Source organism: Hymenobacter polaris (genome assembly GCF_012927305.1).
GTDB classification, from domain to species: domain Bacteria; phylum Bacteroidota; class Bacteroidia; order Cytophagales; family Hymenobacteraceae; genus Hymenobacter; species Hymenobacter polaris.
The window spans coordinates 1206581-1228021 of record NZ_JABBGH010000002.1; the positions used below are offsets into that span (position 1 = coordinate 1206581).

Below are 21441 nucleotides of genomic sequence, written 5' to 3' on the forward strand. Positions count from 1 at the left end.
GCCACCCCGCAGGCCGCCGCTCCGGCAGTCAGCGGCCTTCGGGGTGGGTTGCTCCGGCAAGCACGACGGTGGAGCTAGCGGCGGAACTACTAGCGCGGCTGAGTGCGCCGCGGGGGGCATATTTACGCAAAAGTGAGTGCATTCTAATCTTTCGTTTCCTTTTTATGCCCAGTTCCTCACGCCTTAGCGTACTTGCTGCCAGCCTGAGCGGCACCCTTCTGTTGGCCGCCTGCTCGTCTGCCCCCACCACTTCTACCAGCCAGGAAACGACCGCCCCCACGGCTCCGGCCGATTCGGCCGCTACTGGCGCCAGCACCTCCGCCATGCCCACCTCCGCTTCGTTCGGCAAAACTGCCGAAGGCACCGAAATTCAGCTCTTCACCCTCACTAATCAGCACGGCGTCAAGGCCACCATCAGCACCTATGGCGGCACGCTTACTAGCCTGCTGGTGCCCGACAAAACGGGCAAACTGGGCGACGTTATCTTGGGTTTCGACAATGTAAGCGGCTATCTCAGCCCGGCCTTCCGCAAGTCGAATCCCTACTTTGGGGCCCTCATTGGGCGCTACGGCAACCGCATTGCCAAGGGTAAATTCACCATCGACGGCAAGAGCTACCAAGTAGGCATTAATAACAACGGCAACTCGCTGCACGGCGGCAAGCTGGGTTTCGACCAGAAGGTGTGGACGGCCAAGCCGGGTACCTCAGCCGACGGCCAGACCCTAACGCTGACTTACCTGAGCAAGGACGGGGAGGAAGGCTACCCCGGCAGCCTGAGCGTGACGGTGGTGTACACCCTCACCAGTGACAATGCCCTTAAAATCGACTACTCGGCCACCACCGATAAGGCCACGCCGATTAACCTCACCAACCACGCCTACTTCAACCTGGCCCTGGGGCAAAGCAAGGACGTGCTGGCCCACGAGGTAACCATTCCGGCTGACCGCTACACCGTGGTGGATGCACAGTTGATTCCGACCGGCGAGCTGAAGCCGGTAGTTGGCACGCCCTTCGATTTCCGCACGCCGCACGCCATTGGCGCGCGCATCGCGCAGGTGCCCGGCGGCTACGACCACAACTGGGCGCTAAACACCACCACTGGCCAGCACAGCGCCGCTACCGTGTACGAGCCCAGCACCGGCCGCACGATGGAGGTGACCACCGACCAGCCGGGTGTGCAGTTCTACACCGGTAACTTCCTCGATGGCTCGCTCACTGGCAAGAACGGCGTGGTATACGGCAAGCACGCCGGCTTCTGCCTCGAAACCCAGCACTTCCCCGACTCGCCCAACCAAGCCAAATTCCCGAGCACCATCCTCAAGCCGGGCGAAACCTACCACACCACCACCAGCTACACCTTTGGGGTGCGCCAGTAGAAGAACGTTAAAAGTTAAAAGCGAAGAGTTAAAAACCTCGTCCTTTTGGCTTTTAACTCTTCACGTTTAACTTTTAACTCACTTACTTACCGTGCCAACCTCACCCGCCTCTGCGGCCTACGTTATTGGCCTCGACTACGGCACCGATTCGGTGCGGGCACTGCTTGTGGATGCGCGCACCGGCGCCGAAGTGGCGCAGGCCGTGCACTACTACCCGCGCTGGAAACAGGGCCAGTACTGCCACCCCGCTCAGAACCGTTTTCGCCAGCACCCCCTCGACCACCTCGAAGGCCTTGAGGCCACCGTGCGCGAAGTAACCCAGCAAGTGCCTGCCGAGCAGATTGTGGGCCTCGCCATTGATACCACCGGCTCGACGCCCGGCCCCGTCAACGCCGACGGGGTGGCCCTAGGGCTGCTGCCCGAGTTTGCCGATAACCCCAACGCCTTATTCATCCTCTGGAAAGACCATACGGCCCTGGCCGAGGCCGCTGAAATCAACCAGAAAGCCCGCACCTGGGGCGGCGAGGATTTTACGAAGTACGAGGGCGGCATTTATTCCTCGGAGTGGTTTTGGGCCAAAATCATGCACATCGTGCGCGAAGATGAGGCCGTGGCCCAGGCCGCTTACTCCTGGATGGAGCACTGCGACTGGCTCACGCTCACGCTCACCGGCCAGCCGCTGGCCGAGTTTAAGCGCAGCCGCTGCGCCGCCGGCCACAAGGCCCTGTGGCACGCCAGCTGGGGCGGCCTGCCCCCCGAGGAGTTTCTCACGCACCTCGACCCTAAGCTGGCCGGTTTGCGCAATCGATTATTCACGGAAACGTACACGGCCGATGAAGTAGCTGGGCATTTATCGGAAGAGTGGGCTCGCCGCTTAGGGTTGACTACCAGCACAGTAATTGCCGTGGGCTCGTTCGATGCCCACGCGGGCGCCGTGGCGGGCGAAATCGAGTCCTACTCGATGGTGAAGGTAATGGGCACCAGTACCTGCGACATTGTGGTGGCCCCGACGGCCGAGGTGGGCGACCACCTGGTGGCCGGTATCTGCGGGCAGGTTGATGGCTCCGTCATTCCGGGCATGCTGGGGCTGGAGGCCGGCCAGTCAGCCTTTGGCGACTTGCTGGCCTGGTTCCGCCAGATGCTGGAGTGGCCGTTGCAGGCCGCTACGCTGGCGCATTCGCAGGTGCTGAGCGCCGAGCAGCTGGCCCTGTTTCAGCAGGAGGTAAGCGACAACCTGCTGCGCCAGCTCACGCAGGCTGCCGCCGAGGTAGACCCCGCCGAAAGTCAGGTGCTGGCCCTCGACTGGGTAAACGGCCGCCGCACCCCCGACGCCAACCAGGCCCTCAAAGGCGCCCTCACGGGCCTGACGATGGGGACTTCGGCCCCGCAGGTTTTTCGCGCGCTGGTCGAGGCCATTTGCTACGGCTCGAAGCAGATTGTGGAGCGCTTCGAAAGCGAGGGTATTCCCATCAAGCAGGTTATCGGCATTGGGGGCGTGGCCAAGAAGTCAGCCTTCGTGATGCAGACCCTGGCCGACGTGCTCGACCGGCCCATCAAAATCGCGGTGTCGGAGCAGGCGCCGGCCCTAGGGGCGGCCATGTACGCGGCCGTGGCGGCGGGGATTTACCCCGACGTATTGGCAGCGCAGCAGGCCCTCGGGAGTGGTTTTGCCGAAACTTACACCCCTAACCCCGCCCGCGTGGCCGACTATGCCGACCGCTACGCGCAGTACCAGGCCCTCGGGCAGTTTGTGGAAAGCGCCACGGTGGGCGCGGCCGTGCCCGTGGCCGAAACTGAAACCCAAGCCATAACCACCGCATGAGCCAGTACCAAGCGCTAAAGCAAGCCTGCTACGAAGCGAATATGCAACTGCCGGCCCTCGGGCTGGTGCTCTTCACCTTCGGCAACGCCAGCGTGGTTGACCGTGCGCGGGGCGTGTTTGCCATCAAGCCCAGCGGCGTGCCCTACGCCACGCTGCAGCCCGAAGACATTGTCATTGTAGACTTCGATAATACTATTGTCGAGGGCAGCAAGCGGCCCAGCAGCGACACCAAAACGCACGCGCTGCTCTTTAAAGAGTGGCCAATGATTGGGGGTATCGTGCACACACATAGCACCTACGCCACCGCCTGGGCCCAGGCCCAGCTCGATATACCCATTTTGGGCACCACCCACGCCGACCACCTCACGGCCGACGTGCCCTGCGCCCCGCCCATGAGCGACGAACTGATTGCCGGCGACTATGAGCACCAGACGGGCTGGCAAATCATCAACGAGTTTGCGCAGCGCGGCCTCTCGCCGGCCGAAGTGGAGATGATACTCGTGGGCAACCACGCGCCCTTCACCTGGGGCAAAACGGTGGAGAAAGCGGTGTACCACAGTGCCGTGCTGGAGGAAGTGGCCCGCCTGGCTTACCTCAGCTGCACGCTGAAGCCCGGCGTGGCGCGCCTGAAGGACGCCCTCATCAAAAAACACTACGAGCGCAAGCACGGCGCCAATTCTTACTACGGGCAGTAGCGCTGCTGCGTGGGCCTGCTAGCCCGCGTTTCGCCCCAGCCTTTTCCTACCCCTACGCGGACTCACGCAGCCCGCGACACTACCCACTACCATGATTGATATTTCGCAGTACGAAGCCTGGTTTATTACCGGCAGCCAGCATCTCTACGGCCCCGAAACCCTGGAGCAGGTAGCCCAGCACTCGCAGGAAATTGCCAAAGAACTGGGTACTAAACTGCCCATCCGCATCGTGTACAAGCCGGTGCTCACGGGCCCGCAGGAGATATACCAGCTGATGCAGGAAGCCAACACCACCCCCAACTGCGTGGGGCTGATTGCCTGGATGCACACCTTCTCGCCGGCCAAGATGTGGATTAACGGCCTGAAAATCCTGCAAAAGCCGCTGGCCCACCTGCATACGCAGTACAACCGCGACATTCCGTGGGAAGCCATTGACATGGACTTTATGAACACCAACCAGTCGGCGCACGGCGACCGCGAGTTTGGGTTCATCGGCACCCGCATGCGCCTGAACCGCAAGGTAGTAGTGGGCCACTGGCAGAGCCAGGACGTGCACGAGCGCCTCAGCATCTGGAGCCGCGTAGCCAGCGCCTGGGCCGACTGGCAGGGCGGCCGCATTGTGCGCTTTGGCGACAACATGCGCTACGTGGCCGTGACGGAAGGCGACAAAGTAGAGGCCGAAATTAAGTTTGGCTACGAGGTGAACACCTACGGCGTGGGCGACCTGGTGGCCGTAGTGAACCAGGTGAATGACCAGCAGGTGGACGAGCTGGTAGCCACCTACGAGCAGGCGTACGAACTGGCCGCTAGCCTCAAGGCCGGGGGCGCCCAGCGCGAAAGCCTGCGCGACGCGGCCCGCATCGAACTGGGAATGCGCCAGTTTTTGACTGCTAAAAAGGCCATCGGCTTTACCGATACCTTCGAGGACCTGCACGGCTTGAAGCAGTTGCCCGGCATTGCCACCCAGCGCCTGATGGCCGACGGCTACGGCTTTGGGGGCGAGGGCGACTGGAAGACGGCGGCCCTGGTGCGCGCCATGAAAGTGATGGGCGCCGGCCTGCCCGGCGGCAACTCCTTCATGGAGGACTATACCTACCACTTTGCGCCCGGCAACGAGCAGGTCCTAGGGTCGCACATGCTCGAAATCTGCCCTAGCATCGGCGCGGGTAAGCCGCGCGCCGAGATTTTTCCGCTCGGCATCGGGGGCAAGGAAGACCCGGTGCGCCTGGTATTTAACTGCGCGGCCGGCCCGGCCCTCAACGCCACCATCGTAGATATGGGCAACCGCTTTCGCCTGATTGTGAACGAGGTAGAAGCTGTGGCAGCCGAGCAGAACCTGCCCAACCTGCCCGTGGCCCGCGTGCTCTGGAAAGTGAAGCCCGACCTGGCCACCGGCGCCGCCGCCTGGATACTAGCCGGGGGTGCGCACCACACCGGCTACAGCCAGAACCTGACTGCCGAATACCTGGAGGACTTCGCCGAGATGGCCGGCATCGAGTTCGTCCTTATTGATGCCGATACCAAGCTGCGCACGTTTAAGAACGAGCTGCGCTTCAACGAGGTAGCGTTTCGGGGGTAGGGCTTGCCCTGCCTAGCGCCCCCTAGGCCCCCTCCGGCTAGTGAAGGAGAATTACTGTTGACGCTAGACCAGTCATTCCTAAAATTAACCCCACCCTCGCCGTCGCGGCGAGGGGCCAGGGGGCACCTTGCTTACGCCGCCCAATTTGCCGCATCCCACCCGCCTTTCTTCCTTCCCCATGAAACCTACCTCCCAACTACTGGCCCTGGCGCTGCTTGGCCCCCTGGCCGCGCGCGCTCAGATGGCCGCCCCGGCCAGCCTCACCGTGCAGGTAAACAAGCCCGGTGCGGCCGTCAATAAGAACATGTACGGCTTGTTTTTTGAGGACATCAACTTCGCCGCCGACGGGGGGCTGTACCCCGAGCTGGTCAAAAATAAGTCGTTTGAGATTGACCCCGGCCTTATTGGCTGGAAGGCCCTAGGGGGTGGTTTCAACCTCGACGCCTACGCCGTGCGCAACGAGCAGGGCATCAGCGCGAGCAATGCTCACTACCTGCGCCTGACTACCCGCAGCGGGGCCACCGGCGAGGCGGGCATTGAGAACGAAGGCTTTCGGGGCATGGGCGTGAAAGCGGGCGAGGCGTACAACCTCTCGCTCTACGCCCGGCGCGGCGCGGGCAGCATCAGCGGCCTCACGGCGGTGCTGGTGGGCGCCAAGGGCGAAGTGCTGGCCCAGGCGCCGGTTACGGGTTTTGGCGAGGGCTGGCAGCAATACAAGGCCGTGCTAAAGCCCACAGCTACTCAAAACAAGGCCCACCTGAAGCTGGTGCTCACGGGCCAGGGCACGGTAGACGTGGACGTGATTTCGCTGTTTCCGCAGGATACCTGGAACCACCGCCCCAATGGCCTGCGCACCGATTTGGTGCAGCTGCTCAAGGATATGCAGCCCGGCTTTCTGCGCTTTCCGGGCGGTTGCATCGTAGAGGGCCGCACCCTATCAGAGCGCTACCAGTGGAAGGAAACCATTGGCGACGTGGCCAGCCGCTCGCCGCTCATCAATCGCTGGAACATGGAGTTCCGGCACCGCTCGACGCCCGACTACTACCAGTCGTTTGGCCTAGGGTTCTTCGAGTACTTCCAGCTGGCCGAGGATATCGGGGCCGAGCCGCTGCCCATCCTGAACGTAGGCATGGCCTGCCAGTTCAACTCGGGTGAGCTAGCCCCGATGGGCACCGCCAGCACCGCCAAAGGCCCCAACGCCAGCGGGGCGACCCCGGCTACCGGCGACCCATCGCTGGACATTTTTATTCAGGACGCGCTCGACCTCGTGGAGTTTGCCAACGGCCCGGCCAGCAGCCCCTGGGGCGCCAAGCGCGTGGCCATGGGCCACCCGGCGCCCTTCAACCTCAAGTACCTGGGGGTGGGCAACGAGCAGTGGGGCCCGCAGTACCTGGAGCGCTACGAGCCGTTTGCCAAGGCCGTGAAGGCCAAGTATCCGCAGATGCAAATCGTGAGCAGCGCCGGCCCTAGCCCCGACGGCGAGCTGTTTGACAAGGCCAGCAAGCGCCTCGGCGAGCTGAAGGCCGAGTACGTGGATGAGCACTACTACGCCAAGCCCGAGTGGTTTCGCGAAAACGTGGGCCGCTACGACAAGTACGCGCGCGGCGGCCCCAAAATCTTTGCCGGCGAGTACGCCGCCCAGAGCGTGGCCATTGGCAGCCCCGACAACAAGAACACCTGGGACTGCGCCATTTCGGAAGCGGCCTTCATGACCGGGCTGGAGCGCAACGCCGACGTGGTGGGCATGGCCTCCTACGCCCCGCTCTTTGCCAACGTGGACGCCTGGCAGTGGACGCCCGACATGATATGGTTTGATAACCTGAACTCGTACGGCTCGCCGAGCTACTACGTGCAAAAGCTCTACGCCCTCAACAAGGGCACCCGCGTGCTGCCCGTCACGATGCCCGCCGGGGCCAAAAACGGCGCCGACAACCTCTTTGCCAGTGCCGTAGCCGACGAGCCCACCGGCGAGGTGGTGCTGAAGCTGGTAAACTACTCCAGCAGCCCGCGCCCCGTAGCCATCAGCCTGGCCGGGGCCAAGGGCCTAGGTAAAACCGGCCGCGCCCAAGTGATGGCCAGCGCCGACCTGCAAACTCAGAACAGCCTGCAAGAGCCCAAAAAGCTCGCCCCGCAGGCGTCAACCTTTGCCGTGAAGGGCGCTACCGTGAGCTACACCCTCGCCCCCAATTCCTTCACGGTGCTGCGCGTGCCGGCTAAAAAGTAACCGGCTAGCTACTGCTGCCGGCTGGTAGCGGACAGTTTTCCCACCCACTTTTCTTTATGAAGAAGCCCATTCTGCCGGCCCTGCGCTGGAGTAGCCTGCTGGCGGCGTTGCTCTTGAGCGTAGCTTCTTGTAAAAAAGAGGATACGTCCGCTACGCCCACCCCCACACCGACCCCCACCCCAGTGCCGACCCCGGCGCCGGCCGCGTTCGACATTAATAGCATCACCGACACCTACGCCAGCGTGGCGCCGCTGGCCTCCTATGCGCAGTGGGGGCCCTACAACGTGCACGACCCGTCCGTGCTGAAGGCTGACGATGGCTACTACTACATGTACAGCACCGACGTAGGCTACGGCATCTCGGACGCCGTGCTGACGCCCGGCCTGCAGATGCGCCGCTCCAAAGACCTGGTGCAGTGGGAATTCTTGGGCTGGGCCTTTAAGAGCGCGCCGCCCCTAGGCACGGCCTACATCACGCAGCACGGGGGCACCCCCAACCGGCTGCTGTGGGCGCCCTACGTGCTCAAGGTGGGCAGTGAGTACCGCCTCTACTACTCGCTAGCTTCCAACGTATTTAAGCTGAGCACGATTGGGTTGGCCACGGCTAGCTCGCCCACCGGACCCTGGACGGAAAAGGGCCTTGTGGTAACGACTGACAACTCGGCGGCCGACATCACCAACGGCATCGACCCCACGGTACTCGTAGACCAGCAGGGCCGGCACCGCATGTACTACGGCTCGGCCTTCGACGGCATCCACACCGTGCAGCTCGATGCCGCCACCGGGCTGAACGCCACCCCCGGCGACCGCGGCCCGCGCATCGCGCAGCGCGGCTTCACGGGCACGCAGATTAACGGCAACATTGAAGGCCCCGAGATTATCTACAACCCTGACCAAAAGAAGTACTACCTATTCATTTCCTACGACTGGCTGCAAACCAAGTACAACGTGCGCGTGGGCCGCGCCGACTCGCCCGAGGGCCCCTTCCTGGACTTTAAGGGCCGCGACATTAACCTGGCCGAGGACCACGGCCCCATGATACTGGCCCCCTACCAGTTTGGCGGGCACAGCGGCTGGCAGGGCACGGGCCACTGCGGCGTGTTTTCCGACGGCAACGGGCAGTACTTCATGGCCCACCAGGGCCGGCCGGGTATCGACTCGTACTACATGGACCTGCACGTGCGCAAGATTTTTTGGACGCCCTCGGGCTGGCCAGTGGTATCGCCCGAGCGCTACGCGGGCGAGGACAACAGCCTCGTGGCCCAGGCCGACCTGGCGGGTACCTGGGAGCAAATTACGCTTAACTACCTCGTCATTCCCGGCTACGGCAACGAGCAGATTACGCCCAATTTCCAGTATAGCACCGCCCTCACACTGGCCGCCGACGGCACCTTCGGCGGGGCCACCACGGGCACCTGGAGCTACGCCGCACCGTGGCTGACGCTGCGCTTCAGCGGCGGCACCACCGCGCAGGTATACGTGCAGCAGGGCCGCGACTGGGAAAACAAGAAAACCACCCTCATTTTCACTGGCCTCGACAACAACGGCACGGCCGTGTGGGGCAAGAAGAAATAGACCCTAGGGCCCCGCGGTGGGGCCTAGGCTAGCCGCCCAGTATTCTTTCTGGTTAATGAGCTACTTACGCAACTTGCTATGCGGCAGCGCGTTGGCCTGGGTAGGGGCCGTGGCTGCCCAAGCCCAGCCCGCCGCCCCCAGAGCCGACTTTCACCAGTGGGCGCCTAGCCCCCCCATGGGCTGGAACAGCTGGGACTGCTACGGCCCTACCGTGACGGAGGCCGAAACCAGGGCCAATGCTGACTACATGGCTCGGCACCTCAAAGCCAGCGGCTGGGAGTACGTGGTGGTGGATATTCGCTGGTACGTGGGCAACGACACGGCCCACGGCTACAACGAGAAAAACCCCGACTGGAACCTTGACCAGTACGGCCGCTTTGTGCCCGCGCCCAACCGCTTTCCGTCGGCCGCGGGGGGCAAAGGCTTTAAGCCGCTCGCCGACTACCTGCACGCCAAGGGGCTGAAATTTGGGATTCACCTTATGCGCGGCGTGCCGGTGGTGGCCGTGCAGCGCCGGCTGCCCATCAAGGGTACCCGGCTAACGGCGGCCGACATTTACACCAAAGACGGGCAGTGCCAGTGGCTGCACGACATGTACACGGTAGTGCCCACCCGCCCCGGCGCGCAGGCCTACTATAATTCGCTGTTTGAGCTGTACGCGAGCTGGGGCGTTGATTTTGTGAAGATTGACGACCTGTCGGAGCCTTACCACGCGGGCGAAATCGAGCTTATTCGCCGGGCCATCGACCGCACGGGGCGCAAAATAGTGTTCAGCATGTCGCCCGGCGAAACGCCGCTGGCCGATGCCCGGCACGCGCAACAGCACGCCAACATGTGGCGCACGGTGGGCGACTTCTGGGACTCGTGGGAGCAGCTCAAGGAGCACTTTGCGGTGTGCGCGCGCTGGGCACCTTACATCATGGCCGGCGCCTGGCCCGATGCCGACATGCTGCCGCTGGGCCGCCTCGGCATAAGGGCCGAGCGCGGCGACGACCGCCAGAGCCGATTCACGCCGGACGAGCAGCGCACCTTGATGACGCTGTGGAGCATCTTCCGCTCGCCACTGATGTTTGGCGGCGACCTGCCCAGTACCGACGCGGCCACCTTAGCGCTCCTCACCAACCCTAGGGTGCTGGCCGTGCACAAGGCCAGTACCCACAACCGCCAGCTATTCCGGCGCGGCGACCTGGTGGGCTGGGTTGCCGACGACCCGCGCACGGGCGACAAGTTCTTGGCCCTCTTCAATGCCCAGGACCAGGAGCAGGCGCCCGCCAGCGCGGCGGCCTTGGCGGGGCCCCCCATCAGCCGCGAGGTATGGCAGGCCCCGCTCGACGTGGACATTGCGGGCGCCCAGAAGCTGTACCTGGTGGTGCGGGGCGGCGCCGACGGCACGGCCTGGGACCACGCCGACTGGCTGAACCCCGTGCTCACCGATGGCGTAGGTAAAACGCTTGACCTCACCACCTTGCCCTGGCGCACGGCCAGCGCCGGCTGGGGCCAGGCCACGGTGGGCAAAAGCGTGAGCGGCGGCCCGCTGCGGGTGGCGGGCCAAACCTACGCCGCCGGCATCGGCACCCACGCCAACTCCCTTATCGAGTACGACGTGCCCGCGGGCTACCCGCGCTTTCGGGCCACCGTGGGGCTCGACCAAGCGGCGGCGGGGCAAAATACCGGTGGCACGTTCCAGGCCCTAGTGTTCACCCAAAGCCCCCTGCTGCCCGCCCCCGCCGATTCGGTGCGGGTGCCGGTGGCCCTGGCCGAGCTGGGGCTGGCGGGCGGCGCCACCGTGCAGGATTTGTGGAGCGGGCAGACCCTAGGGGCCGTTAGTGACGAATTTGCGCCGTACGTCCGGCGGCACGGCGCGGGCTTCTACCGGCTGGTCAGGCGCCGGCTTCCGTAGGGCCTTACGCCCTATCTTAGTTAAAACTGAATTATCGATTGTGTAAGCGTGTTGCCAAGCAACTGCTTGTGCTCTCATCTGTTAAAAGCCACTTTTCCATGAAAAACTCTCTGCTTTTGCTGCTTGGCCTGGGTTGGGCCGCGCCGGCCCTGGGCCAGCAATTGGATTACCCCATCCAGGCCGTGCCGTTTACGCAGGTGAAGCTGACGGATAGCTTTTGGCTGCCGCGCCTCAAAACCAATACCGACGTCACCATCCCGGCGTCGTTTGCGCGCTGCGAGAGCACCAACCGGGTGAAGAACTTCGAGATGGCGGCGGCCCGGCAGGGTAAGTTTGCCACCACCTTCCCTTTCGACGACACCGACATCTACAAAACCATCGAGGGGGCGTCGTATTCGCTCAGCGTGTACCCCGATGCTAAGCTCGCGGCCTACGTAGATGAGCTGATTAAGAAAGTAGGCGCGGCCCAGGAGCCCGACGGCTACCTCTACACGGCCCGTACCATCGACCCCGCCCACCCGCACCCTTGGGCGGGTCCCGAGCGCTGGAGCAAGGAGCGCGAACTGAGCCACGAGCTGTATAACGCGGGCCACCTCTACGAGGCCGCCGTGGCCCACTACCAGGCCACGGGCAAGAAAACGTTGCTCAACATCGCCCTCAAAAATGCTGACCTCGTGTGCGCGGTGTTCGGGCCGGGCAAGCGCAGCGTAGCCCCCGGCCACGAGATAGTGGAGATGGGCCTGGTGAAGCTCTACCGCGTGACGGGCCAGGCGAAGTACCTGACCACGGCCAAGTTCTTCTTAGATGCCCGCGGCCACTACCCCGGCTACGACCCCAAGAGCCCCGATAGCTGGAAAAACGGCTCGTACTGGCAGGACGACAAGCCGGTAGCGGCCCAATCCGAGGCCGAAGGCCACGCCGTGCGCGCCGAATACCTGTACTCGGCTATGGCCGACGTGGCCGCCCTCACCGGCGACAAGCAACTGCTGGCCGCCGTGGATACCATCTGGCACAATATGGTGGCCAAGAAGCTGTACGTAACGGGGGGCACGGGCGCGGTGCCCGGCGGCGAGCGCTTCGGGGCTAACTACGAGCTACCCAATACCACGGCCTACAACGAAACCTGCGCCTCGGTGGCCGACGTGTATTGGCAGCAGCGCATGTTTCAGCTGCACGGCGACAGCAAGTACGTGGACGTGCTGGAGAAGGTACTCTACAACGGGCTGATTTCGGGGGTGGGGCTGGACGGTAAGTCGTTCTTCTACAGCAACGCCATGCAAATAAAAAACAGCCTGGGTTTTCCGCAAACCGAGCCGGCCCGTGCCGGGTGGTTCGAGTGCTCGTGCTGCCCCACCAACCTGGCGCGCCTCATGCCCGCGCTGCCCGGCTACGTGTACGCCCAGCGCGGTAAGAGCGTCTACGCCAACCTGTTTGTGAGCGGTACCACCACCCTGATGGTAAACAAGCAGCCGGTGCAGCTAACCCAGCAAAACAACTACCCCTGGCAGGGTGACCTCAAGTTCACGGTGACGCCCAAAGCCGCCGCGGCCGACTTCGACCTGCTGGTGCGCATTCCCGGCTGGGCGCGGGGCGAGGCGGTGCCCTCCAACCTCTACACGTTTGCGCAGCCTACGGCGACGCCGGTGGTTATCAAGGTCAACGGCAAGGCCGTGGAGTACCAAGTGCAGAACGGATACGCCGTGCTGGGCCGTAAGTGGCGCCGGCACGATGTGGTGGAGGTGAGCCTGCCCATGGAGGTGCGCCGCGTGCACGCCAACCCGCTGGTGAAGGACGACCTGGGCAAGGTGGCTTTGCAGCGCGGCCCGGTAGTGTACTGCGCCGAATGGGTCGACAACAACGGCAAAACCAGCAACCTGTTGGTGCCGGCCACGGCTACCTTCACCGCCAGCTACCAGCCCGCCCTGCTAAACGGCGTAGAAACCCTCACGGCTACCGTGCCCGTGGTGAGCCTAGGGGCCGACGGCACCAGCGTGAGCACCGCGCCGCGCACGCTGGTGGCCATTCCGTACTACGCCTGGGCCAACCGGGGCCGGGGTGAGATGACCGTCTGGTTTCCCGAGAAGCTCACCGACCTCGACCTGCTGAGCCAGCCGACTACCGCCGCCACCACGGCCCAGAAGTAGCGCCCGCTGAAGCTCGCTGCCCTGGCCAAAACCGGCCGTTACGGCGCGGGCGGTGGCTCACTCATTCATTCTTAAAACTCTTATTACCATGCGTTTGCTCCTGTTGTCGTTGTTGTGCTTGGGCTGGCGGGCCGGGCAAGCCGCCCAAACTGCCCCGCCCACTCCCGCCGCGTCGGGCACCAAAAACGTGGGTGCCGACCGGGCCGACGCGCCCCAGGCCCCCGGCATGACCACCCCCACTCCCGGCGCCTTGCCCGCCCCGCGCCACGCGGCCCGCAAGGCCAACGCGCCCGGCAAAGCCGCCAAGCCCCCCAAAAAATAGGTGCTCCCCGCTGCTGCCGGTGCAACGCCTGGCCACCTAGGGCCGCGCGCGGGCGAGGTAGCCAACAATTCTTCTGCGACGCCCGGCCAACGGGCGTTTGCTTGCCAATACTTTGTCGGTTCGTAGTATGCTAGTAGGTGTAAGCAGAGCGTTGTGGTTGCTCGTGGGGCTGGGGATAGGGGGCGGCTCGGTGGCCTGCGCCCAGCCGGCTCCCACCACTATTACCGTGGATGTGCGCAAGCCCCTAGGGCCCTTGCCGCCGGTGTGGGCTTACTTCGGCTACGACGAGCCCAACTACACTTACCTGCCTGATGGCCAGCGGCTATTAACTGAACTGGCCGCGCTCAGCCCGGTGCCCGTGTACGTGCGGGCCCACAACCTGCTGACCACCGGCGACGGCACCCCCGCCCTGAAGTGGGGCTCGACCAACGCCTACACCCAGGATAAAAAGGGCCGCCCGGTGTACGACTGGACCATCGTGGACCGGATTTTTGACGCCTACGTGAGCCGGGGGATGAAGCCCATTGCCCAGCTTGGCTTCATGCCCGAGGCCTTGTCCACGCGCCCCGTGCCCTACCGCCACCACTGGCAGCCCGGCGCCGACTACAACACCATTTACACCGGCTGGGCCTACCCACCCACCGACTATAAAAAGTGGGGCGAGCTGGTGTACCAGTGGGTACGCCACAGCGTGGCCCGCTACGGCGCGGCCGAGGTAGCCACCTGGCGTTGGGAGCTGTGGAACGAGCCCAACATTGGCTATTGGCAGGGCACGCCCGAAGAATACAACCAGCTCTACGACTACACCGAGGCGGCCGTGCACCGCGCCCTGCCCACCGCCACGCTCGGCGGCCCCGAAACCACCGGCCCCGGCTGGGACAAGGCCGCCACCTACCTGCGCGGCTTTTTGGCGCACTGCGCCAGCGGCAAAAACTACGTAACGGGCAAAACTGGCACCCGCCTCGACTACATTTCCTTTCACGCCAAAGGCGCCCCTAGGCTAGTTGAAGGCCACGTGCGCATGAACATGGGCGCGCAGTTTGGCGACATCGAGGAGGGTTTCAAAATTGTGAGCTCCTTTCCCACGCTGCGGCAGCTGCCCATCATTATCGGCGAAAACGACCCCGAGGGCTGCGCCGCCTGCGGCGTGCAAACCAACCCCGAAAACGCCTACCGCAACGGCACCCTTTACGCCAGCTACACGGCCGCCGTCTACGCCCGCCTCGCCGACCTGGCCGCGCAGTACCAGGTCAACCTGGCCGGGGCCGTTAGCTGGTCGTTTGAGTTCGAGAACCAGCCCTGGTTTGCGGGCTACCGCGACCTGGCCACCAACGGCGTCGATAAACCCGTGCTCAACGTGTTTCGGATGCTGGGCCTCATGCGCGGCGCGCGAGTGGCCGTGGCCAACCCCGCCGCCCTCACCGTGGCTGACATCCGGGCCCAGGCCCAGAGCCAACGCCCCGACGTGGGCGCCCTGGCCACGGCCGATGCCCACTCTGCCACCGTGCTGCTCTGGCACTACCACAGCGATGACCTGCCCGCGCCGCCCGCCGAAACCACCCTGGCCCTAGGGGGCCTAGCGGCCGAAAAGGTGCTGGTGCAGCACTACCGCATCGACCAGGCGCACAGCAACGCCTACGCTGCCTGGCAGGCCCTAGGCTCGCCCCAGGCCGTTACGCCCGCTCAGCGCCAGGCGTTGGAGCAAGCCGGACAGCTCGCGCTGCTCACCTCCCCGGCCTGGGTCAGCACCCCCGGCGGCCGGGTAGCGCTGCCCCTTACGCTTCCCAGCCAGGGCGTATCGCTGCTGCGCCTGAGCTGGTAAGTAGGGCCTAGGGCTACTTGGCCGCCCGCACGCCCTCAGTGGTCATTCGCACGCGCTGGAGGGTGCCGTCGGCATTATACTGCAGGTAGTCGGCGCACACCGAGCGGCGGAAGCTGCCGCCGTGCACGTCCAGGCCGCCGTTGTGGTAAATGAAATACGACTTCCCTTTGAAGTCGATGATAGCCTGGTGGTTGGTGTTGGAGTTGCCGGCCAGCTCGTTCAGGATGCCCTTGTACTGCCACGGGCCCGCCAGGCTACGGCTCATGGCGTAGGCTATCTTCTCCGGAAACTCGGTGGCGTAGCTCAGGTAGTACCAGCCGTTGTGCTCGTGCACCCAGGGCGCCTCGGTGTAGCGCGGCAGCCCGCTCACGGTCTGGATGGGCCCATCCAGCTCGGTCATGTTGGGCTTGAGCTTAGCGTAGTAGCAGGCCGTATTGCCCCAGAACAAGTACGCCTGGCCGCCCTTGTCGATGATGACGGTAGGGTCAATATCGTCCCAACTGATGCTGGCGGCCTTGGTCATGTCGTTGGTAACCAGCGCCGAGCCCCGCGCATCTTTGAAGGGCCCGGCCGGATTGTCGGCCACCGCCACCCCAATGGCCTTGCCCGGCACGGTGCCGTGCTCCACCGCCGCGTACCAATAAAACTTGCCGTTGCGCGCAATTACCTGCGAAGCCCAGGCATCGTCCTTGGCCCAGGCAAAATCGCTGACTTTGAGCGGCACCGGGTGCTCGGTCCAGGTTACCATGTCGGGCGACGAGAAGCAGAGCCACTCGTGCATCACGTACCGCTCTTGCGGGGCGGGCGCCTCGTCGTGGCCCGTGTAGAGGTACACTAGGTTGCCCTGCACTAGCGCGGCCGGGTCGGCCGTGTACTTGGTCTTGATAAAGGGGTTGCCGCTGGCCGCGGGGCTAGGGGCCGCGGCTTGGGCTAGGGCCGGGCCCGCCGCCAGCAGCAGGCCGGCCAGCCCTAGGGTACTGGTTTGAAGCAAAAGGCGGAATGAGCTACGCATACGAGTAGGTTGTTACAAAAAGAAGGGGGTAGTAGGCCCGGACCGGCGCCGCGCAGCCCCGGCGCTACTTGGCCGCCACTACCGTAGGCCAGCCGTCGGCGCTCCAGGCCAGGGGCTCGATGCGCAGCTTGGGGCGGCCCTGGTCGTGGGCGTCGTAGCCGTGAAATATCAGGTAGTCAGTATTGTCGAAAGTGGCCACGGCGTTGTGGCCCACGCCAAACCAGTTGCTGTCGCCTTGCAGCACCAGCGTGCCGCCGCCCTGGGTGAGGGGGGTGCCAGCCGCATCGAGATAGGGCCCGGTAATGGTGCGGGCGCGGCCTACCATCATCTTATAGGTGCTCTGGGGACCCCGGCAGCAGTAGTCAAACGACACGAACAGGTAGTAGTACCCGGCGTGCCGAAAAATGAATGGCCCCTCGATGGCGCCGCCGCCGGGCAGCGAGTCGGCCAGGGTGGCGGCGCGCGGGCGCTGGGCCACGGTGCGCCACTGCTGCAGCTCGGCCGGGCCCGTGAGGTCGGGGCGCAGCTGCACGAGCTTAATGCCGTTCCAGAACGAGCCAAACGCGAGCCAGGGCGTGCCGTGTTCGTCGCGCGCCAGGTTGGGGTCGATGGCGTTCCACAGGTCGCGGCCGGGCACCGAGGCCAGCACCTGCCCGTGGTCTACCCACTTAAAATCGGGCGACTGGGGGTCGAGGGTCTTATTGGTGGCCAGGCCAATGGCCGAGCGGTTTTTGCCAAACGTGGAGATGGAATAGAACAGGCTATACTGCCCATCGGCAAACGAGATGTCGGGCGCCCAAATGTGCCCTTTAAAGCCCGGCACGGCCTGCACGGCCCAGGCGGGGGGCGCGGCAAACACGGGCTTCTCGGGCGTCCAGTGCTGCCGGTCTTTCGACGACCACACCGTGATGCCGTTGCCGGTGCCAAAGAGGTAGTACGTCCCATTTTGCCTAGTTAGCACCGGGTCGTGGATGGGAATGGCCGGCACCCCCTGGGCGGCCGCCGCCAGGTGCAGGCCCAGCAGGGCCACTAGTAGTAAGCACTTCATCATAGGGTGGGAGCTGAAGACGGGCGAAAGTACATAATCGATTGTGTAAATTAACGCACAGTATTTCCTTTTCTGATTATCTGCTTACTTAATATGAGTGCAGCGCAGAATTAGAATTCAATCATGTGGGCTAATTGGAGTGCATTAAGCACAATCGTTTATGCTTTGGACTACTCGCGGGGCATTGTGAGCGCGGCCTGCGGTCCGGCGCGGCCTAGAGCAAAGCAGCCGGAAAAAAGCGGCGCGGATTTGCCCAGAAGCCCTTACCTATACCTTGCACAAAGCCCCCCGTGCCCGCCAACTTGCCCCGCAGTTGCGTAGTTTCGCAAGGTCGTATATTACGACGGCTGGCATCGCATCCATGGGTTCTCGCAAAAAGCAAGCATCATCTTCCCCTAGGCCCCTGTCGATGGCCGACCTGGCCCGCGAGCTGGGGGTGTCCATGACGACTGTTTCGCGGGCCCTGAGCGACCACCACAGCATCGGGCCCGCCACCAAGCAGCGGGTGCTCAAGCTGGCCAAGAAGCTCAACTACCAGCCCAACCACCTGGCCTCGGCCCTGCGGCGCGGCCAAAGCCGCCTGCTGGGCGTGGTGGTGCCTTACATTGAGGGTAAGTTTTTCCCGGCCGTTATTCAGGGCATCGAGCACGCGGCCAGCAAGGCGGGCTTTAGCGTCATCGTGTGCCAGTCGCACGAGGAGGTGCAGCTCGAGCGCCGCAACGTCGAAACCCTACTGCACGCCCAGGTGGCGGGCATCCTGGTGTCGCTGGCGCGCAACACCCAGGAGTACCAGCACTTCGACAAGGTGCGGAGCCGGGGCATTCCGCTGGTGTTCTTCGACCGTATTCCGGGCGCCGGGCAAGTCGATGCGGTGGTGCTCAACGACCAGGCGGGCGGCTTCCAGGCCACCAGCCACCTGCTGGCCCAGGGCCGCCGCCGCATTGCCCACTTGGCAGGCCCGCCGCGGCTCAATATCTACAGCCAGCGCCGCCAGGGCTATCTCGACGCGCTGGCCACCTATGGCATTCCGCCCGACGACGACCTCATCATCTACTCCGACATGACGGTGGACGACGGCGCCCAGGCCATGCGCCAGCTGCTGGCCCGCCCCGCCGGGCGCCCCGACGCCGTGTTTGCCGCCGGCGATTCGGCCATCCTAGGGGCCCTACAGGAGCTAAAGGCCCAGGGCCTGCGCGTGCCCGACGACGTAGCCCTGGTAGGCTTCAGCAACGAGTCGTTCACAGCCATCACCGAGCCCCAGCTCACCAGCGTCGACCAGCGCTGCGAGGAAATGGGCCAGGCCGCCGTGCGCCTGTTTCTGGAGCTGGCCGCCGCGCCCGAAGCGCCCTTCGTGCAGCGCCAGGTGGTGCTCGAGCCCAAGCTATTCATCCGCGGCTCGTCGCTGCTACCAGCGCCGGTGGGGGTGGGGTAGGGGAGGGTCTAAGGAGGGCCGGTGCGCCATTGAAACAGCAGCAGCGCCATGAGCGCCATTAGCCTAGCGTAGAAGCGGGAGGTAGCCATATGGGCGGAAGGAACAAAAAGGCCAGCCTTTGGGAGGCTGGCGGGAAGGTATCAATCCGCTTTGAAATAAGTAAATTTTAAATCGTAGCCATAAGGCTCCTGTTGCGGCGGTTGTATTGGGTCAGTATTGAAAAGCTCTACTTTATCCTTAATCACAAACCCTACCTGCTTTGCTACTGATGATACTAGGTCTATCGCCTCACTATCGTCCTTCACCCACATTTTCAACGCCATAAAAGCATTGCCTACTGCATAGTCTGATTCTTTAGCTACAACTCCTTCCGTTATGGAAGTAAAATGTTGATAAATGGTTGTGAGCTTGCCATAACGAAGCTTTAATTTCCAGTTTTTAATTTCCTCGTTCATCTTTCAAGGTTTTAATCGCACAATCTTCCCGTCCCGCGCCACTACGACTACGCTATTCTTTTAGCGCTTAAATTCCAGCATCCGCTCATAGGCAACTGCTAGGCCGGCCTCGATTCGCTCTTGGCGTTCAATCTGTTTCTCTAGACTCATATTGATTCAATAGCTGTTGATATAAGTAATGATTAGTCACGCTTAGGCCACCAACTAGCTTACGCGCTATCAGCGTTGGCGTGCCGCTCGAATTGTCATAGAGCCAAGCTTCATCAATCAGTGGTAGGTAATTGTTAAAAAGCAAGCGTAAGCCCTGCCAATAGCGTCGTTTAATTATGTCGGGCGCAATTAAATGGCCGCCTTCTAGCACCCGCGTCTTTACGCGTTCTTGCGCTAGCTCGGGACTGCTCAGCCAAAAATACAGCAGCGTGGTGGTATAGCCCTGCTGCTAGGCGGCGATGATTTTTTGTTGGTAAATTCTGGTGGCTAGCGTGGTTTCGAGCGCGAAAGTTTCGCCCCGCGCCGGTAGCTCATCGAGGCGACGTTGCATAATGCGGCCGGCTTCCACAGCTACTTTCTTGGGCTGGAAGGGCGAGAGCCGCGCGCTATTTCGTCGGCGTTCACAAACTCGCGGCAGTCCAGCATGTCAGGCAAAATAGTGAACGAGGCTGTGGTTTTGCCCGCGCCGTTGCAGCCAGCAATGAGGTAGAGGTTTTTATCTGGCATTAGGAAACAGTGGACCCTAGGGGCGCCGTGGGCAGTAACTGCAAGTTACGCCGCTAGCCCACCGCCTAGGCCCGACCTTTGCTGGCATGTACCTAACCGCCACCACCCAGTTTGGCCTCGAAGACGTGCTGGCCGACGAGCTGCGCCAGCTCGGCGCCACGATTGACTACGTAGGCAGCCGCGCCGTCGAGTTTCAGGGCAGCCAGCGGCTGCTTTACGAAGCCGTGCTCTGGAGCCGCACCGCTATGCGCCTGCTGCGCCCCTTCGCCGATTTTGATGCCCCCGACGAGCGCGCCCTCTACGACGAGGTATACGCCATTGACTGGCTGCGCTACCTGCAGCCCGACCAGACGTTTGCCATCACGGCCGTGGTCAACAAGTCGAGCTTCGAGCACTCGCTCTACGTGGCCCAGCTCACCAAAGACGCCATCGTGGACCAGCTGCGCGAGCGCACCGGCCGCCGCCCCAGCATCGACACCAAAAACCCCGACATCCGCATCCATCTGCGGATGCTGGAAAACGAGGTAATCCTGAGCCTGGACGCGGCCGGCGACTCGCTGCACCGCCGCGGCTACCGCCAGGGCACCAACGAGGCGCCCCTCAACGAGGTGCTGGCCGCCGGGCTGGTGCTGCTGAGCGGCTGGGACCAGCAGAGCCCGCTCATCGACCCCTTTTGTGGCTCGGCCACCATCCTCACCGAAGCCGGGCTGCTGGCCCAGCGCATGGCGCCGGGGCTGTTTCACCAGGGCAAGTTTGGCTTCGAGAACTGGCCCGACTTCGACGCCGCCCTGTGGCAGCAGGTGCAGCAGGAGGCCGCCGCTCAGCGCCTCGACGAGCCCCAGGCCTACCTAGCCGGCTCCGACCTCGACCCTAGGGTTATCGAGCAGGCCAAGGCCAACGTGGCGGCCGCCGGCCTCGACGAGTGCATTCGGCTGGCCGTGCGCGACGTGCGCGACGCCCGCCCGCCCCAAAACCAGCCGCCCGGCGTGCTGCTCACCAACCCGCCCTACGGCGAGCGGATAGGGGAGGAGGCGCAAATGGACGCGCTCTATAAAACGCTGGGCGACACGCTCAAAACCAACTTCCAGGGCTACGAAGCCTACGTGTTTACCGGCAACCTGGAGGCGGCCAAGCGCATTGGCCTCAAGGCCACGCGGCGCCTGCCGCTCTTCAACGGCCCCATCGACTGCCGCCTGCTGAAATATGAGTTGTACGGCGGCACCCGGCGGGCGCCGCGGCCCTAGGGGCCCAAGCTGGAGCGAAGGCTGGCGGTTACCACCCCTGAAATGCTGCCAAGAGCTGCTTGAGAATCAGTGGCT

The 21441-nt window shown here is 63.6% G+C and carries 16 protein-coding genes; 12 read left to right on the top strand and 4 right to left on the bottom strand.

Features of this window, described 5'->3' with window-relative positions:
• Positions 1 to 164 precede the first annotated feature (164 nt).
• The 10 genes from HHL22_RS15280 to HHL22_RS15325 all read left to right on the top strand — a co-directional run bounded on the left by HHL22_RS15280 (position 165) and on the right by HHL22_RS15325 (position 15458).
• Positions 165 to 1376: an aldose epimerase family protein gene (locus HHL22_RS15280; RefSeq protein WP_169532204.1), complete on the top strand. Its 1212-nt coding sequence runs from the start codon at positions 165 to 167 to the stop codon at positions 1374 to 1376.
• Positions 1377 to 1467: 91 nt separating this feature from the next.
• Positions 1468 to 3198: a ribulokinase gene (locus tag HHL22_RS15285; protein ID WP_169532205.1), complete on the top strand. Its 1731-nt coding sequence runs from the start codon at positions 1468 to 1470 to the stop codon at positions 3196 to 3198.
• Positions 3195 to 3893 carry an L-ribulose-5-phosphate 4-epimerase gene (locus HHL22_RS15290; protein ID WP_169532206.1) on the top strand — a complete coding sequence of 233 codons (699 nt, stop codon included), beginning with the start codon at positions 3195 to 3197 and terminating at the stop codon, positions 3891 to 3893. Before HHL22_RS15285 ends, HHL22_RS15290 begins: the two co-directional genes overlap by 4 nt.
• Before the next feature lie 91 nt (positions 3894 to 3984).
• Positions 3985 to 5472: an L-arabinose isomerase gene (araA, locus tag HHL22_RS15295; RefSeq protein ID WP_169532207.1), complete on the top strand. Its 1488-nt coding sequence runs from the start codon at positions 3985 to 3987 to the stop codon at positions 5470 to 5472.
• A 178-nt stretch (positions 5473 to 5650) separates the two neighbouring features.
• Positions 5651 to 7696 carry an alpha-L-arabinofuranosidase C-terminal domain-containing protein gene (locus HHL22_RS15300; protein ID WP_169532208.1) on the top strand — a complete coding sequence of 682 codons (2046 nt, stop codon included), beginning with the start codon at positions 5651 to 5653 and terminating at the stop codon, positions 7694 to 7696.
• A 56-nt stretch (positions 7697 to 7752) separates the two neighbouring features.
• The gene (locus HHL22_RS15305) at positions 7753 to 9270 is read left to right on the top strand and encodes an arabinan endo-1,5-alpha-L-arabinosidase (RefSeq protein ID WP_169532209.1); all 1518 of its coding nucleotides are present in this window, start codon (positions 7753 to 7755) and stop codon (positions 9268 to 9270) included.
• 55 nt (positions 9271 to 9325) lie between these two features.
• Complete coding sequence (locus tag HHL22_RS15310) at positions 9326 to 11170, top strand: NPCBM/NEW2 domain-containing protein (protein WP_169532210.1); 1845 nt, start codon at positions 9326 to 9328, stop codon at positions 11168 to 11170.
• A 98-nt stretch (positions 11171 to 11268) separates the two neighbouring features.
• Positions 11269 to 13314, top strand: a complete 2046-nt coding sequence (locus HHL22_RS15315) for a glycoside hydrolase family 127 protein (protein ID WP_169532211.1) — start codon at positions 11269 to 11271, stop codon at positions 13312 to 13314.
• Between the two features lie 88 nt (positions 13315 to 13402).
• Positions 13403 to 13636, top strand: coding sequence for a hypothetical protein (locus HHL22_RS15320; protein ID WP_169532212.1), 234 nt, complete (start codon positions 13403 to 13405; stop codon positions 13634 to 13636).
• A gap of 163 nt (positions 13637 to 13799) precedes the next feature.
• Positions 13800 to 15458, top strand: a complete 1659-nt coding sequence (locus tag HHL22_RS15325) for a GH39 family glycosyl hydrolase (protein WP_317172671.1) — start codon at positions 13800 to 13802, stop codon at positions 15456 to 15458.
• Positions 15459 to 15471: 13 nt separating this feature from the next.
• On the opposite strand, the gene HHL22_RS15330 is transcribed toward HHL22_RS15325, so the two are convergent.
• Positions 15472 to 16449 (bottom strand): glycoside hydrolase family 43 protein, encoded by a 978-nt coding sequence (locus HHL22_RS15330; RefSeq protein ID WP_241738109.1) that lies wholly within the window; start codon positions 16447 to 16449, stop codon positions 15472 to 15474.
• A gap of 85 nt (positions 16450 to 16534) precedes the next feature.
• A complete protein-coding gene (locus HHL22_RS15335; RefSeq protein ID WP_169532215.1) occupies positions 16535 to 17521 on the bottom strand; it encodes an arabinan endo-1,5-alpha-L-arabinosidase in 987 nt (328 codons plus the stop codon).
• 358 nt (positions 17522 to 17879) lie between these two features.
• On the opposite strand from HHL22_RS15335, the gene HHL22_RS15340 reads away from it, so the two are divergent.
• Complete coding sequence (locus tag HHL22_RS15340) at positions 17880 to 18950, top strand: LacI family DNA-binding transcriptional regulator (protein ID WP_169532216.1); 1071 nt, start codon at positions 17880 to 17882, stop codon at positions 18948 to 18950.
• Between the two features lie 140 nt (positions 18951 to 19090).
• Here the strand turns inward: HHL22_RS15340 and HHL22_RS15345 are convergent, their stop codons facing one another.
• A complete protein-coding gene (locus tag HHL22_RS15345; protein WP_169532217.1) occupies positions 19091 to 19405 on the bottom strand; it encodes a hypothetical protein in 315 nt (104 codons plus the stop codon).
• A 561-nt stretch (positions 19406 to 19966) separates the two neighbouring features.
• Positions 19967 to 20122 carry a hypothetical protein gene (locus HHL22_RS24095; protein ID WP_241738110.1) on the bottom strand — a complete coding sequence of 52 codons (156 nt, stop codon included), beginning with the start codon at positions 20120 to 20122 and terminating at the stop codon, positions 19967 to 19969.
• 86 nt (positions 20123 to 20208) lie between these two features.
• Between HHL22_RS24095 and HHL22_RS15355 the strand changes: the two genes are divergently transcribed.
• Entirely contained in the window at positions 20209 to 21366 is a 1158-nt protein-coding gene (locus tag HHL22_RS15355; RefSeq protein ID WP_169532218.1) for a THUMP domain-containing class I SAM-dependent RNA methyltransferase, read from the top strand.
• The last annotated feature ends 75 nt before the right edge of the window (positions 21367 to 21441 follow it).